Source organism: Gelidibacter sp., from assembly GCF_053579655.1.
Window position 1 is genome coordinate 98249 of sequence record NZ_JBMDWE010000005.1, and the last position, 16143, is coordinate 114391.

Consider the following 16143-nt stretch of genomic DNA (forward strand, 5'->3'; position numbering starts at 1 on the left):
AATATAAACTTATTTATGTCTCGTTAATTGTTTATAACTATGAGTTTTAAAGAAAAACTAAAAAGCATTTTAAAAAATAATAAGGTTATAATTCATAACTTTTCATATTTGTCGATTTTACAGATTTTTAATTTATTAATTCCACTATTGGTTTACCCATATTTAATTAAAACATTAGGAATGGATACCTTCGGATTAGTAATTTATGCCCAGGCTTTAATTAGTTATCTGGTTATTTTGGTCGGTTTTGGCTTTAATATTTCAGGGGCAAGATCAATTAGCGTTAGTCGAGGAAATAAAGAGGAAGTTTCAAAAATCTTTAGTAGTATTTTCTTTTTAAAGCTATTACTTTTAGTTTTTGCAGTTTTAGTTTTATCAGTTGCAGTTTTTTATATACCCAGTATTTCTCAATATAAATCATTGTTTTTCTTGAGTTTGTGGATGTGTGTTTATGATATCTTTTTTCCGATATGGTATTTTCAAGGAATTGAAAAAATGAAATATATTACCTATATAACTTTTGCGACTAAGTTGTTTTTTTTAATATTAGTATTTCTTTTTATTAAAGAGCCTTCAGATTTCTTACTTGTGCCCATAATCAATGGTTTTGGATCAATTTTATCGGGAATACTGGCTTTTTATATAATTATTTATAGACACAAGGTGAAATTATTCATTCCTAAGTTGAGTGATTTCAAAAATGAGTTTAATAATTCTATTCCGATATTCGTATCCAATGTATCAATTCAGATATACGTTGCAACCAATAAAGTTATAGTAGGTGCCTTTTTAGGAATGTCATCTGTAGCTTATTATGATTTGGCGGAAAAAATTCTTGCTGTACTAAGAACGCCTCAACTTATATTGTCCCAAACAATCTTTCCAAAAATTAGTAAGGAGAAGAACATTATTTTTGTTAAGAAAATTTTTAAACTTTCTCTTTTGTTAAATGTATTGATTTTTTTTGGCGCGTTTATTTTTGCGGACTTCATTGTAGAATTATTAATGAAAAGCGATATTGTTATAGCTTCGAATGTTTTAAAAATTCTTTTAATTACCATTCCCATTGTGGGGATGAGCAATATTTTTGGGATACAGGTTTTAGTCCCATTTGGGCATACTACTACTTTTAGTAAAGCAATCTTATTGTCTGGTTTGTTTTATTTAATTCTTATGCTCTTTATTTATGTTGTTTTTAAATTCACGGTATATAACATTGCATGTGCAGCTGTGGCTACAGAACTTTTTGTAACAACATATATGTTTTACTTAAGTAAAAAATTAAAAATATGGTAAAAAAAATTGATTATTTAATTGTTGGTGCGGGGCTTTTTGGTTCAGTATTCGCACATGAAATGAAAAAAAAGGGTAAGACCTGTTTAATTCTTGATAAGAGAAATCATAGTGGGGGCAATGTTTTCTGTGAAAATCATGAAGGTATTAATGTACATAAATATGGTGCACATATTTTTCATACCAATGATAAAGGGATATGGGATTATGTAAATTCATTTGTAGAGTTTAATCGTTATACAAATTCGCCAATTGCTAATTATAAAGGAAAATTGTATAACCTACCCTTCAATATGAACACTTTCTATCAGTTATGGGGTGTTAAAACCCCTGAGGAGGCTAAAAATAAGATATCTGAACAGGTTAAAGACTTAAAAATAACCAAACCCCAAAACTTAGAAGAACAAGCTCTATCTCTAGTCGGAAAGGATATATATGAAAAACTTATCAAAGGCTATACGGAAAAGCAATGGGGTAGAAAAGCAACAGATTTACCCGCCTTCATTATAAAACGTTTGCCTGTAAGATTTACATTTGATAATAATTATTTTAATGACAAATATCAAGGTATACCAATTGGTGGATACAACATATTGATAGAGAAGTTACTAGAGGGTATTGAGGTTAGATTATCTACAGACTATTTTGCTGATAAGGATTATTGGGATTCTCTGGCCAAGAAAGTTGTTTTTACAGGAAAAATTGATGAGTTTTATAGATTTAAATATGGAAAATTGGAATATAGAAGTTTAGATTTTAAACACGAAGTACTAAATCAAGATAATTTTCAGGGAAATGCTGTTGTAAATTATACAGATAAGGATATCCCTTACACTAGAATAATAGAACACAAGCACTTTGAATTTGGGAACCAGCCAAAAACTATAATAACAAAAGAGTATCCTAGTGAATGGAAAGAAGGTTCCGAGCCATATTACCCTGTTAATGATGAAAAAAACTCAAGAACTTACCTAAAATATAAAAAATTAGCAGAAAAAGAGGATACAGTAATATTCGGTGGCCGTTTAGCTGAATATAAATATTATGATATGCATCAAGTAATAGCGTCTGCTTTATCTAAAACAAAAGAACTATGATAAATATTAATACAAACACTAAAGTTTTTGTTTATTGCCCTGGAGATTCCGTTACTGGAGGCGCGGAGTTACTGCACCAGATTGTTCATTATATGAATGAAAATAAATTTCAAGCATACTTAGTATATTTCAACTCAAAAAGGGATTTTTATGATAACGAAACTTTTGAAATTCCAGATGATTATTTAAAATATAATATTAATGTTGCTTCGAAAATTATTGATTCTGAAGATAATGTATCAATTATTTATGAAGGTATTTTTGATAAAGCATTCACGATTAAAAAATCAAAACTGGTTTTATGGTGGTTAAGTGTCGATAATTTTTATTACTGTTCGACAAATTTTTTAAGTCTTAAAGATTATTACAAATGGAAACCAACATTTTTATTTAATGTACTAGCAAAGCAAATTTATTATTTTTTAATTAGGCGTGATAAATTTAGTTTTTCCAAGAAATCACTAAAAGATTTAAAAGATTTAGGAGTTTTAAATTGCTATCAGTCTGAATATGCTCAAGATTTTTTAAAGCAAAAAGGATTTAAAAAAACCTTACCATTATCTGATTATATAAATCAAGACATTGTAAATAGTAATGATAATGGAGAGCTAAAAAAAGAAGATAGAATTCTATATAACCCAAAAAAGGGACTGGAATATACTAAAAGACTTTTACAATTAGCTCCAGAATTAAATTGGTTTCCTCTGGAGGGGATGAATAGGTTCCAGCTTATTGAAAAGTTAAGGACTAGTAAGGTTTATATTGATTTTGGGTATCACCCAGGTAAGGATAGATTACCCAGAGAGGCTGCAATTTGTGGATGTTCGATTATAACAAATAAAAGTGGGTCAGCAAAGTTTTATGAAGATGTTTCGATACCCACTCAATATAAATTTGAAAATGATACCGAACCGAAAATTGTAATAGAGAGAATAAAATATGTTTTGGAAAATTTTAAAGAAGTAGATTCAGATTTTGATTATTATAGAAATAAAATAAAAAAAGAGGAGTCTTTGTTTGTTGACCAAATAAAAACTATTTTTCAATATGTTGATTAAATTAGCAAAACACATTTCTTATTTTTTAAGTTTTCTATTTAATTATAGGTTGATTAGATGTTTTGTTTTTTTTAAAAACTTAATTTATAGTCAAGTTGTAAAACGTCAGTTTTTAACATGTGGAAATAATATCTATGTTGAATCGCCTATCTTTTTAATAGGCGGGAAATCAATAAAAATCGGTAAAGATTTTTATTGTTTTAAAAGATTACGAATTGAGGCCTATGAAAAGCATAATGGTCATTTGTTTTCTCCAGAAATTAATATAGGAGATAATGTTAGCATAAATTATGATTGCCATATTGGCTGTATCAATAAGATTACTATTGGTGACAATGTCCTTATAGCAAGTAGAGTTTTTATAACAGACCATTACCATGGTGAAAGTGACGACCTAAAAGAATTAATGGTGGCACCTAATAAACGAAAACTAGTTTCAAAAGGCCCTGTTGTAATTGAAAACAATGTTTGGATAGGTGAAGGAGTTGCTATAATGCCTAACGTAACAATAGGGGAAAATTCAATTATTGGTGCAAATGCCGTTGTAACCAAGAGCTTTCCGCCCAATTCTGTTATTGGTGGGGTTCCTGCAAAATTGATTAAAACAATATCTTAAGATGGATTCAAGTAAAATAGGATTTAGTATTGCAATACCAGCTTATAGCAGAGTTAATGAATTTGAGGAGCTATTGCTTTCAATTTATAATATGTCATTATTACCAAATGAGGTTGTAGTTTGTGAAGACGGATCAAATGAAAGATCTGCACTTAGAATGATTGCACAAAACTGGAAAAATAAATTCAGTGAAGTTAATTGTGATCTAATTTTCATTGAAAATGAAATTAATTTAGGATACGATGCAAACGTAAGAAAGCTAATAGAGGTTTCATCTTTTAAATGGGTGGTATTAATTGGAAATGATGATTTGTTTTTGAAAGATGGAATCAAAGTGCTAAAAGAGTTTACTGATAGAAATGAAAATATTTGTATGGTATCCCGCCCGTTTATCAGATTTAAAGATGATATAAATAAACCTATTGGTATATCTAGAATATCAACGTCGGAATATATATATTCTAATAAGAACAAAGACTCATCAAAAATGATTTTTAGATCATGTGGTTTTGTTGGAGGCTTGGTTATTAATAGAGATTTTGCATTACCTCTTTCTACATCAAAGTATGATGGATCATTATACTACCAAATTTATTTGGCATGTAATGCCTTCTGTAATTCAGGTATTGGATATTTAAGTTTGCCGACTGTCGGTGGTAGAACGGGTAATCCTCCACTTTTTGGTGTGGCATCCAAGGAGTCTTCAGTTCACATTCCTGGATCTTATTCTGCAAAAGGAAGGGCTAAAATGTGGAAATCTGTTTTGGAAATATCCCAAGATGTAGAAAATGAATATAATGTTGATCTTTTTACAGATTTAAAAAGAGAGTTAATGATTAAACAATCATTTCATGTTTTTGAAATGAGTGTTGGGGTCGATAGAAAAAAGTTAAATGAGTTAAAACGTGAGTTAAATGAGATAGGTCTATATAACCACGTGACTCCAAAGTTCTTTCATTTTATTAATTCGATTTTTGGTAGGAATGCCATATTTTTTTATCGTATAATTAGAAAAGTAGCACAGTAGGATTGTTGAAAGTAAAAATTAAATATTCCTTTTTTAAGATTGTTTTGGTTTTAGCTGTAATATTTAATATCGCACTACCGAAGGGAGGCTTTGATATATCAGGAATACCAATAACTTGGGGATATATTATATTGGGTATTATTATTATAATTTCACTTTTAAAAGGATTGGTGCTGACAAAAATCAGTATTTATAGAATTCAGTCATTTTTATTGTGTTTACCATTTATCATATATTTTATTATTTATTTATTATATGTTGATACCTATTCTTTGGGTAGTGGATATTTAATATCCGCTATTATTAGCTTTGTGTTTTTTCCAATTTTGTTTTTATTGTTTTTTGAGCCTTGGATAAATAGAATTTTAGATGATTTTGATTTTTTTCATAAGATTATTCTGCGTGCAATTTTATTTATTTCCGTATTTGGCTTTATATTGTTTTCGCATAAAATAATAACGGGAGTCGATTATGAGATTCCATACTTAACAATTAATAATAAAGATTCTGGTTTAATAAAATGGAAACATAATGCTAGATCCGATTCGATGTACAAGTTGTTTTCTACATATAATAATGGAAATATTTTCGGAGTTTGTATGTTATTTTTGTTGCCATTCACCAAAAATCATAAATGGCATAAAATTTTATTAAAGTTTGTAATGGTTCTTACTTTATCTCGTACAGTTTGGTTCGGTCTTATTGTTTATGAAATGATTTCATATAGAAAGCATATTTTGAAAATGGTTACTATTACATTGGTTGTGGCCTTGGCTTTTGTGTTAGTTTTAGTTTTTCTTTTAGGAAAAGACTTGGGTTATCTTTTTGACCCAACCTTAAATGGGAGGTTAGATGGTCATTTTTTTGAAAAAATACATTTGTTTTTTTATTATAAGGATTTTAACGGCATTGCAGAGATGACATATAAAAGTGTTTTAGAGCAAATGGGCCTTGTTGGAGTGATTTTATTTATGATTCAAGTATTTTCAGTGCTAATTGTTAGTTATGCAAATAAATTATTTCTATATCAGAATGAATATCAAAACCAACTTAAAGTAAGTATCCTTGTATATTTAATTGTTGCAGGAATAGATGGTGCTTACCTTTTAATACCTGTAAGTTTGTTTTTATGGTTTTTCAGTTCTTTGATACTCACTAAGAATACATCGATTGCTAAAAATGAATAGAAATAGCTTGTTTTTGTTGCCCCTGGCTATAGCAAGTCCAATTGAAAAATTAGGATATGTTTTTCTTATTTTATTTTTCATTACACAATTTGTTTTGTTTCTCTTAAAGAAAAACACATTTGAATTTGATATAACAATAATAAAACATCCAATAATAATTTTGTTTTTTTCAACAATGTTATTTGTGAAGCTAAGGAATCCTATTGGAAATTGGGATAGAGATTTGGCTTTACTATTTATGCCGATATTCTTTGGTTTTAGAAAATTTAATAAGGATGAAGTATATGTTATTCTCAAATGGTTTGTTTATTTTCTTGGTATAGGACTAATAGCTTCTATTCTTTATGAAATAACTTTAGAATTTTATTTTAATGATTTTTTAAATGAATGGAAATTGATTGAATATTACAAAAACAATAGATTTTTATTCCTAATTCATTCTGTTTCTGAAAGAATAGATTTTCATCATATTTATCTTTCTCTGTATTTATTTTTTGGTTTCATTATAGCTGTTTGGTTGCTAAATCAAGATATAATTAAAAACAGAAAAGAAAGGTTGTTGCTAGGGATTTTAATGATTTTATTTTTTAGTTTTTGTTTTTTATCAATTTCTAGAATGACAATTATTTGTTTTGTAATTTATTTTTTTGGAGTTTTTCTTTATAGTATAAAAACAACTTTTTTAAGAAACATCATCATAAAAACAGTATTACTTTTTTTAGGTGTTATTTTTTTTGTTTTTTCAAACAACTTTTCAGACAGGTTTAAAAAGATAAATGAGGATCCAAGGGGCAATCTTTTTCAAATATCTTACAATTTGGCTGATGAAGCATTAATTTTTGGCTATGGTTCAGAAACAGGATCTGAATTATTTATTAATGAACAAAAAAAAGCAGGACATACTGTTTTGTATAGTAATCCACATAATCAATATTTGGATTATTTACTTACTGGTGGTATTGTTATGCTTGTAGTTTTCTTAATTACGCTATTTTTAATTTTTAAACGGTTTATTAATAATAAATTATACATCGGTGCTATTTTGATCTTTTTCTTTATGTTGCAGTGCATGACTGAGGCTTTGATGGAACGTTATAGGGGGATTGTTTTATTTGCATTCTTCGTTAGTTTATTTTATGGGCCCAGAATTAAAAAGGAATTAATCATATCATGAATGCCAAGAAACTCTCTTATTTCAATAAACAAAAGAGTAAAATGGTATTAAATTTTTGAATTGATGCTTCAAAGTGTTTTATAACAAATATCTTTGTTCACCATAATTAGAATATGAAAAGAGTTGCTATAATTTTTGGAGGGTCTGGATACATCGGGATCCATCTTTTAAATGAATTGATAAGGCAGGATTTATTTGAAGAGTATGTTATTGCCGATTTAATGGAATTGAAGGGCGCTAATGTCGAATCTGGTATTGTGAAAAGTGCAGTAGTTGATGTTAGAAATACTATCAAACTTGAGATCGGCGACGTTGATGAGTGTAATAGTTGGATATTTAACTTTGCAGCAATTCACAGAGAGCCCGGACATGATTATAACGAATATTTTGATACAAATATCTCAGGGGCAGAAAATATTAATGATTTTGCAAAAAGATCAGGTATTAAAAATATTTTTTTTACAAGTAGTATTGCGCCATATGGGAAATCAATAAGTCAGAGAACAGAAAAGTCTCCGTTATATCCTGAGACTGCCTACGGAATTTCTAAGGCAATGGCAGAAAAAATACATCAAAAATGGCTTTGTGAGGATGAATCAAGGAGATTGATAATTGTTAGGCCTAGCGTTATTTATGGCCCCAAAGATCCTGGGAATGTGTATAGAATGATTAAGGCTTTACACAAAGGCATCTTTGTTTTACCAAATGGAGGAAAAGTAATTAAAGCTTATGGTTATATCTTTGGTTTGGTAGACAGCATAATATTTACTATGAATAAAAATGAAAGCCAAATTATTTACAACTATGCTGAAAATCCAGTTATCCCATTATATGAAATGGTAAATGTTGTAAAAAATGAACTAAAAATAACAAAACCAACAATAAAACTTCCTGTAAGTTTCTTGGCATTTGTTGCTGGCATTTTTCAAGTAGGATATAAAATAATTGGGAAAAAGAGTGATATTCATCCAGTTAGAGTTAGGAAGGCAAGTTTTCCAACAAATATAAAGCCTTTGTATTTAATAGAGAATGGATTTAATTTCAAGTATGGTTTTCAAAATTCATTAAAACATTGGAAAGAAGTTTCACCTGAAGATTTTAAATAATGAATGTTGCAATAATACACTATTGGTTCATAACGAGAAGAGGAGGAGAGAAAGTGGTCGAAACAATTTTAAGCCAGTTTCCCAATGCGGATGTATACACGTTATTTTATGATAAAGAACAATATGGAGACTATCTGAAAAATCATAAAGTATTTACCTCAATTTTAAACAAACCATTTTTAATAAAAAGATACCAGAAAATATTTCCTTTGTATCCAATAGGTGTAAAATCATTAAAATTAAGAAAAAAATACGATTTGATAATTTCTTCAGAATCGGGGCCTGCTAAAGGAATAAAAAAACCAAAAGATACTCCTCATATTTGTTATATCCATTCTCCAATGCGGTATTGTTGGGGCTTTACCAATGATTATCTAAAAACAGTTAACCCTTTATTAAGACCTTTTTTAAAGTTTTTTTTTGAAAGACTTAGAAAATGGGATGAAATAACCATTAACAATGTTGACTTATATATATCAAACTCATACAACGTAGCGGATAGAGTCAAAAACTTTTATAAAAGAGAATCTATAGTGATTTATCCTCCAATAAAGAATAGTCTATTTACTCAAAACACTTTTTCTCAATTCAAAAAAGAAATATATTTAAGTTTTGGAGCGATTACACCATATAAAAGAATAGATCTTTTAGTAGATACTTTCAATATAAATGGAAAGACATTAGTAATAATTGGTGATGGTTCAGAAAAGGATTCATTAAAAAAGAAATCCAAAAATAATATCAAATTTGTAGGGAATTTGACTTGGAGAGATATAGAATCCTATTTAGCCATATCAAAAGTACTTGTTTTCCCAGGAGAAGAAGACTTTGGAATGATTCCACTTGAAGTTATGGCTTACGGAATTCCGGTTGTGGCATATAAAAAAGGAGGTGCACTAGAGACAGTTGTTGAAAATATTGAAAATATAAAAGAATCATCAGGAATCTTTTTTCAAGAACAAACAATATCCTCATTGAATCTAGCAATTGATAAGTTTGAAGAAAATCAATTTTTATTTGATAAAGAATGGATTAAACGCCATTCAGAAAAATTCAAGGAGGATGTTTTTATTGAAAAATTTAATCATGCAGTTAAATCGTTTTTAAACGGAAATAAATGAAATATGGTTTTACCGTTTTGCTCAAAAACCTACACGTATGTGGAAAAGAGACACTGTAGGCAATGCTAAGTTTATTTTACATGTTTTAAAGGAAAGAATGTCCAAAGCATACCTCTTGTGATTTAATTATCCTGTTGCTAAAGACTTACGCTGGTTTTCTTTTATTTTCAGGATGTGATATAATTATTACCTTGTTTGTCCACAATTGAAAACAACACATTATATTTGAAAACTTTAATTATTTCAGTTTAGCCTAGGAAATAATTATGAATTCGTTAAGAAAACATGTTGTTTCAGAAAGAACTTAAATTAATGTCTAAAACCGTACTCATCACAGGAGCAGCAGGATTCCTTGGATCACATCTCTGCGACCGATTTATAAAAGAAGGCTTCAACGTCATTGGTATGGACAATTTCATCACTGGTGATCAGAAAAATATCCGACATCTTAAAGACAATCCAAATTTTGAATTTATAAATCACGATGTCACCGAGTTTATAAAAATTGAAGGTGATTTAGATTATATCCTTCACTTTGCATCTCCAGCAAGTCCGATAGATTACCTAAAAATTCCCATACAAACCCTAAAAGTTGGCTCTTTAGGTACGCATAATCTTTTAGGTTTGGCCAAGGCTAAAAACGCCAGAATTCTAATTGCTTCAACTTCGGAAGTGTATGGCGATCCGTTGGTGCATCCACAAACAGAAGATTATTACGGCAATGTCAACACCATTGGTCCACGTGGCGTTTATGATGAAGCGAAACGTTTCCAAGAGTCCATAACCATGGCCTACCACAGATTTCATGGCTTGGAAACACGGATTGTTCGTATCTTTAATACTTATGGGCCAAGAATGCGACTTAATGATGGTAGAGTTGTTCCCGCATTTATGGGTCAGGCACTTAGAGGTGAAGATTTAACTATCTTTGGTGACGGTTTGCAAACCCGCTCGTTTTGTTATGTAGATGATCAGGTGGAAGGCATTTATAGGTTGCTATTAAGTGATTACAGCTATCCTGTAAACATTGGCAATCCACATGAGGTAACTATTAAAAATTTTGCTGAGGAAATCATTAAGCTCACAGGAACTGAGCAGAAAATAGTGTACAAAGATTTGCCAATGAACGATCCGATGCAAAGACAACCAGACATCTCACTGGCAAAAAAATTATTAAATTGGGAGCCTAAGGTGGAGAGGGCGGAAGGGATGAAAATAACATTTGATTATTTTAAGAGCCTAACGCCTGATGAGTTGTATAAAAGTGAGCATAAAGACTTTTCTAAACATATAAAAAATTAGATTGGATTACAAGAGAGGACGATATTCGGGTTTTATCAAGCCACTATTTGCGCTTGTCGATTTGGTGTTGCTAAATGTCACGGTTACTTTTTTTGACACAAATATTACAAATACGTATATTTTTGGAATTTATATTTCTACGCTATGGATCATCATCTCTCTGAAAAATAAATTTTATGAAGTTCAGAGACATACTAGAGTTATTCAAATTATCCCGCTTTTAATTCGACAAATTGTTCTTTTTGGATTTCTTCTTTATGCTTTTATTGGTTTTTTCAAACAACCTGATATCAGTAGACTAGCTTTAGGTGGCTATTTTTTAACAGTTTCGATATTGATTTTTGGGTTTAAATTTTTTACATTTTATATCTTAAAAAAATACCGTGCTATTTTAAGTGGTAACACAAGGCGGGTAATTGTAATAGGAAAAAATAATAAAACGCGACAGTTAATTAATACGTTTAATACCAGATCAGATTTTGGATATCTTTTTAAAGCCCAATTTAGTGTTTCAGATCCTGATTTTTCTTTAGAAAAATGCTTTGAATACGTAATTAATAATGGTATTGACGAAATCTATTTTTCTGTTTCTGAATTGTCCAATAAACAAATTAATCAATTGGTTGATTTTGCAGACAATAATCTACGTGAGCTCAAGTTTATTCCTGATAACAAAGATATTTTTTCTCACAAATTAAAATACGAGTATTATGAGTATACTCCAATTTTATCCATAAGAAACATTCCTTTAAAAGAACCGATTAATAAGTTTTTAAAACGCTTATTTGATATGTTGTTTGCGTCCTGTATTATTGTTTTTATCCTATCATGGCTCACACCTTTAATTGCAATTCTAATCAAGATGGAGTCCAAAGGACCTGTGTTTTTCAAACAATCAAGAAATGGTTTTAATTACAAGGAGTTTCAGTGCTACAAGTTCAGATCCATGATGCCTAATAAGGATGCCAATCTGAATCAAGCTACTAAAGGCGATCTACGTATCACGAAAGTAGGAAGATGGTTAAGAAAAACGAGTATCGACGAATTACCTCAGTTTTTCAATGTGCTTTTTGGAGATATGTCTGTCGTTGGTCCAAGACCTCACATGGTGAGTCATACCAATGAGTACTCTAAGCGAGTTGATAAATTTATGGTAAGACATTTTGTGAAGCCTGGAATAACTGGATTGGCCCAAATAAGTGGCTATAGAGGCGAAATTGAATCAGACAAGGACATCATTGGCCGTGTCAAATTCGATATATTCTATATAGAAAATTGGTCTTTATTATTAGATATAAGAATTATTGTTAGAACTTTTACAAATGCTATTAAGGGAGAAGAAAAGGCTTATTAAAGTCGCTTTATTAAGGTGTCCAATTGTTTGTCAAAGTGAAAGTGACGTGTTGCTGACGCTTTGATGTTTTCTTTCAAACTTTCATTAAGACTTGATCTTTCTAAAGAAGCGAGTATAGTGTTCAAATCCGCATAGTCCCCAGCTTTTGCTATCCAACCCAATTGGTATTCTGAAATGATAGCTTCGCCTTCACCTCCGCCAAAATAGAGCATAGGAAGGCCTAATTTGGCATATTCAAATATTTTTGAGGGTACGGATCCATAAATTCGATTTAATAGCGGAATGATGCCTATATCGTATTTTAAAAGTGCTTTATGCAACTCAACTCTGGATAGTTCGCCGTGATAGATAATCGGCAACTCAGGATGTGTCTTAATGTATTCTTCAATTTGCAACTGTTCAGCACCGGCACCATAAATATGGAACTCGATAGGGTTATAGTTTAGTTCCTGGCATAATTTTAAAATACCCTGGGCAATTCCCAATAATCCTGCATAAACCATTTTAATCTTATTGTTTGGATTTTCAAAAGTTGAACAGGCTACTGGAGATTCAAAATCAGGATAGTTTCTATATAAAATCGTTTCTTTATTTGGGAAAATGGTTTTGATATGTGCTATGATTTCTTCGCTTTGACACATAATCAAATTGGCCTTCTTGTAATTTGAGCGTTCAATGCGCTCTAATATATCATAAGCAAAATTCTTTTTTAAAGCTCCCAATTCCAAACCGGCAATGGGCCACAAGTCACTAACATTAAGGATGAGGTTTCGTTTATTAGACCGCAAAAAAGTACAGCAGGTAAAGGCGACCAAAAGTGGCGGAGATTGTACAATCACAGTTTTTGGGATTTTATGGAATAGAAAATACCATATCAGGCTAAAACTGTAGGAGAGCATCGCGAATAATCGGAGGACTTTGTTTTTTGAGATGCTGGCATAAATCCATAATCGGTGGATGGTAATGCCTTTTTCTATAGAGGTTACGCTGAATTTCCCGCGATAGTCTTTAAAAATTTTTCCTGTCGGATAGTTGGGTAAGGGCGTAAGGACTGAAACTTTATAATTTCGTTTTTGCAAACCTTCTGCCAAATGAAAAATCCGGTTAGATGCTGCGCCGATCTCCGGAGGAAAATAACTTGTTATGATCAGAATGTCTTTCATGACAAATTGTAAATATCCACCAGATGATTGATAATACGTTTGGCTGCATGGCCATCCCATAATTCTGGAATGGTTCCTTCTTTCCAAGTTCCAGAAAGGAGATTTTCAAAAGCATCATCAATCTTGTCAGGATCGTTTCCTACCAATACATTTGTTCCAATGGTGCAGGTTTCTGGTCGTTCGGTGTTATGTCGCAAAGTGATACATGGCACATTCATAACCGTTGTTTCTTCTGTAATTCCGCCAGAATCGGTAAGGACGGCAAAAGCATGTTTAACAAGATAATTAAACTCTAAATACCCTAAAGGTTCCACATAATGCAGGTTCTCGAAATTGAGGTTTAAGCTTTCCAATAGTTTTTTGGTTCTTGGATGAACCGGAAAGATAATCGTATAATCTTGTCCTAAATGAGCCAACTGTGTTATTAACGCTTTGAGCTGCACTTCTTCATCGACATTACTTGGTCGGTGCAAGGTCATGACCATGTACTTTCTAGATTCCAATTGCAGCGTTTTCCATAATTCAGGTTGTTTGAGTCTGCTTTCATTTTTACGCAGAGTGTCAATCATGACATTCCCCACAAAATAAATTTGATTTTTTGAAACGCCGAGATTTTCTAGAGTTTGTGAAGCCAAAGTCGTGGTCGTAAAAAAGTAATCGGTTAAGCTATCAGTTACGATTCTATTAATTTCTTCTGGCATGGACATATCACCTGAACGAATGCCCGCTTCGACATGCGCCACTTTTACTCCCGCTTTTTTTGCAACTATGGTACACGCCATGGTTGAGGTCACATCGCCGACTACCATGACCAAATCGGTTGGATGATTGGCTAAAACCTTTTCAAAGCCGATCATAATGGCGCCAGTTTGTTCTGCTTGAGTACCGCTTTGTACATTCAAATTGACATCTGGAAATGGGATGTTTAATTCTTCGAAAAAAGTGTCACTCAAATTTTTATCATAATGTTGTCCGGTATGCACCAATTGGTAGGTCATGTCAATACCTTCTGATTGTTTTAGTTTTATAGCCTCAATAATCGGTGCTATTTTCATGAAATTTGGGCGCGCTCCTGCTACAATGGTAATGGTCATACTTTTTATAATAATGATGAAAATTGTTTTAATTTACCTGATTTTGAGCGTTTTAACTGGGATTGACGCTCAAAGATAATGCTTAGTCCTTTTTCGAGATACTTTTCCATTTCTTTAATGATAATTCCAATTTGTTTATCGGATAATTTCACAGTGCTGACATATATAATCTTGAAGGTTTGAGGATCGAGTTGCTCAATTATAAATTCCTTGACATTGCCATCATCTTCAACAATACTTTTGGTAATATAATAAAACGTGAGTCCAGCCGCCTTTTTTCCACTTGGCAATATGGCAATATCATTAGTCCGACCAATTAATTTTTGAAGCTGAGGTTTTTGAAGCGTACTTTCTTTGGATAGAATTCCAATATCACCAATATCATACCTTATAAACGGGTGTGCCTTGTTGTATAATGAAGTAATGATGACACGGCCTTCTTCGCCGTAAGGCAAGACCTGATTGTTTTCATCCACAATTTCAACAAAAAGAGTTTCGCTATTAACAATCCACTCATCCTTCGGGTTTTGAAAGGCAATCAAATCCAGTTCAGAAGCGCCATACTCATTGATCACGGGAATGCCAAATTGCTTTTCCATGAGGAGCTTATCGTTTTCAAACAACATCTCAGAAGTGACAACACAAGCTTTCAAGGTGGGACAGATGGTTTTTAAAATCAATTCCTTTTGCTCTAAAAACTTAGCAAATTGAACAATCGAGCTGGTATATCCATTGATATAATCAAAGTTTGTGCTTTTGAACTTTTTTAAATGGTTTTCAAACGCTGAATCACTCAAATCATAAACTGAAAACCGGAATCGCCCGCTGATTGCATCTTTAAAACGCTCTTTGTAATATCCTTTTTTATCCAAAGGAATTCCGTAAAACCGAGCCTGTCTGGAACTATTAAAATCGAGATCGAACCATCCAAATCGGTTTTGAATGATGCTCCAAGTTAGTGCATGACAAAACTTATCCTTAGAAAATACAAAAGGATCTCCAGAAGACCCGGAGGTTTTGTTCACATAGACATTCTTTGGTGAAAACCCTTCAGATAATCTATCAATCAGAGGTTGTTGTAAATCACTTTTTGTCATAATGGGAACAGCGTCCCATGTCAAGAACTTAGAGTTTTTGAAAATAGATTTGTAATAGGGATTATATTTTAGATGAAAATTGACAATCAGTTCTTTCTGATTTTCAACGTAATTATGGAACTCAACTTCATTAAGATTTTGAATAGAACTCAAAACAGTTTTTGCTTCCGTAATTGGAAATCCATTTAATTTCAACGAAAAGTCAAATAAATTCAAGTTGTGCCTCATTTATATCAAATGTAAAGTAAATTATTAAACGCCCATATAAAATCAATCGCGAACATTATAGATACAATCTGGTAGTTCTCCAATTAAAATTTATGCAAAGGCATAATAATTTTGACCTTCGAGATTCCATCAGAAAGCTTATCTGGCAGGTACGTTTTAGCTCTTTTCGGTTTAAGTCTTTGTTCTTGATTCTAGAAGCGTAGCGGTCTTGATTCTATTATTAATT

The 16143-nt window shown here is 31.4% G+C and carries 15 protein-coding genes; 12 read left to right on the top strand and 3 right to left on the bottom strand.

Going from position 1 to position 16143, the window contains the following annotated elements; genetic code table 11:
• Positions 1–39: 39 nt before the first annotated feature.
• The 12 genes from ACOH2D_RS04370 to ACOH2D_RS04420 all read left to right on the top strand — a co-directional run bounded on the left by ACOH2D_RS04370 (position 40) and on the right by ACOH2D_RS04420 (position 12335).
• Positions 40–1296, top strand: a complete 1257-nt coding sequence (locus tag ACOH2D_RS04370) for an oligosaccharide flippase family protein (protein WP_449534470.1) — start codon at positions 40–42, stop codon at positions 1294–1296.
• Entirely contained in the window at positions 1290–2390 is a 1101-nt protein-coding gene (glf, locus tag ACOH2D_RS04375) for a UDP-galactopyranose mutase (protein WP_449534471.1), read from the top strand. Before ACOH2D_RS04370 ends, glf begins: the two co-directional genes overlap by 7 nt.
• Positions 2387–3448 (top strand): hypothetical protein, encoded by a 1062-nt coding sequence (locus ACOH2D_RS04380; RefSeq protein WP_449534472.1) that lies wholly within the window; start codon positions 2387–2389, stop codon positions 3446–3448. The genes glf and ACOH2D_RS04380 overlap by 4 nt, the downstream gene beginning before the upstream one ends.
• Positions 3438–4064: an acyltransferase gene (locus tag ACOH2D_RS04385; protein WP_449534473.1), complete on the top strand. Its 627-nt coding sequence runs from the start codon at positions 3438–3440 to the stop codon at positions 4062–4064. The genes ACOH2D_RS04380 and ACOH2D_RS04385 overlap by 11 nt, the downstream gene beginning before the upstream one ends.
• A 1-nt stretch (position 4065) precedes the next feature.
• Entirely contained in the window at positions 4066–5091 is a 1026-nt protein-coding gene (locus ACOH2D_RS04390) for a glycosyltransferase family 2 protein (RefSeq protein ID WP_449534474.1), read from the top strand.
• Positions 5092–5093: 2 nt separating this feature from the next.
• Entirely contained in the window at positions 5094–6278 is a 1185-nt protein-coding gene (locus ACOH2D_RS04395; protein ID WP_449534475.1) for a hypothetical protein, read from the top strand.
• Positions 6271–7452 carry an O-antigen ligase family protein gene (locus ACOH2D_RS04400; RefSeq protein ID WP_449534476.1) on the top strand — a complete coding sequence of 394 codons (1182 nt, stop codon included), beginning with the start codon at positions 6271–6273 and terminating at the stop codon, positions 7450–7452. The genes ACOH2D_RS04395 and ACOH2D_RS04400 overlap by 8 nt, the downstream gene beginning before the upstream one ends.
• 113 nt (positions 7453–7565) lie before the next feature.
• Positions 7566–8558 (top strand): NAD-dependent epimerase/dehydratase family protein, encoded by a 993-nt coding sequence (locus tag ACOH2D_RS04405; protein ID WP_449534477.1) that lies wholly within the window; start codon positions 7566–7568, stop codon positions 8556–8558.
• Positions 8558–9679, top strand: coding sequence for a glycosyltransferase (locus tag ACOH2D_RS04410; RefSeq protein WP_449534478.1), 1122 nt, complete (start codon positions 8558–8560; stop codon positions 9677–9679). Before ACOH2D_RS04405 ends, ACOH2D_RS04410 begins: the two co-directional genes overlap by 1 nt.
• A gap of 1 nt (position 9680) precedes the next feature.
• Positions 9681–9800: a WecB/TagA/CpsF family glycosyltransferase gene (locus ACOH2D_RS18260; protein WP_510172131.1), complete on the top strand. Its 120-nt coding sequence runs from the start codon at positions 9681–9683 to the stop codon at positions 9798–9800.
• Positions 9801–9991: 191 nt separating this feature from the next.
• Complete coding sequence (locus tag ACOH2D_RS04415) at positions 9992–10981, top strand: UDP-glucuronic acid decarboxylase family protein (RefSeq protein WP_449534479.1); 990 nt, start codon at positions 9992–9994, stop codon at positions 10979–10981.
• 1 nt (position 10982) lies between these two features.
• Positions 10983–12335 carry an undecaprenyl-phosphate glucose phosphotransferase gene (locus ACOH2D_RS04420; RefSeq protein ID WP_348062732.1) on the top strand — a complete coding sequence of 451 codons (1353 nt, stop codon included), beginning with the start codon at positions 10983–10985 and terminating at the stop codon, positions 12333–12335.
• On the opposite strand, the gene ACOH2D_RS04425 is transcribed toward ACOH2D_RS04420, so the two are convergent.
• The 3 genes from ACOH2D_RS04425 to ACOH2D_RS04435 are packed head-to-tail and all read right to left on the bottom strand — an operon-like array spanning position 12332 to position 15917.
• Complete coding sequence (locus ACOH2D_RS04425; RefSeq protein ID WP_449534480.1) at positions 12332–13498, bottom strand: glycosyltransferase family 4 protein; 1167 nt, start codon at positions 13496–13498, stop codon at positions 12332–12334. The two genes, ACOH2D_RS04420 and ACOH2D_RS04425, sit on opposite strands and share 4 nt — an antisense overlap.
• Positions 13495–14592 carry a non-hydrolyzing UDP-N-acetylglucosamine 2-epimerase gene (gene wecB / locus ACOH2D_RS04430; RefSeq protein WP_449534481.1) on the bottom strand — a complete coding sequence of 366 codons (1098 nt, stop codon included), beginning with the start codon at positions 14590–14592 and terminating at the stop codon, positions 13495–13497. The genes ACOH2D_RS04425 and wecB overlap by 4 nt, the downstream gene beginning before the upstream one ends.
• Positions 14593–14597: 5 nt before the next feature.
• Positions 14598–15917 (bottom strand): phenylacetate--CoA ligase family protein, encoded by a 1320-nt coding sequence (locus ACOH2D_RS04435; RefSeq protein ID WP_449534482.1) that lies wholly within the window; start codon positions 15915–15917, stop codon positions 14598–14600.
• Positions 15918–16143: the final 226 nt, after the last annotated feature.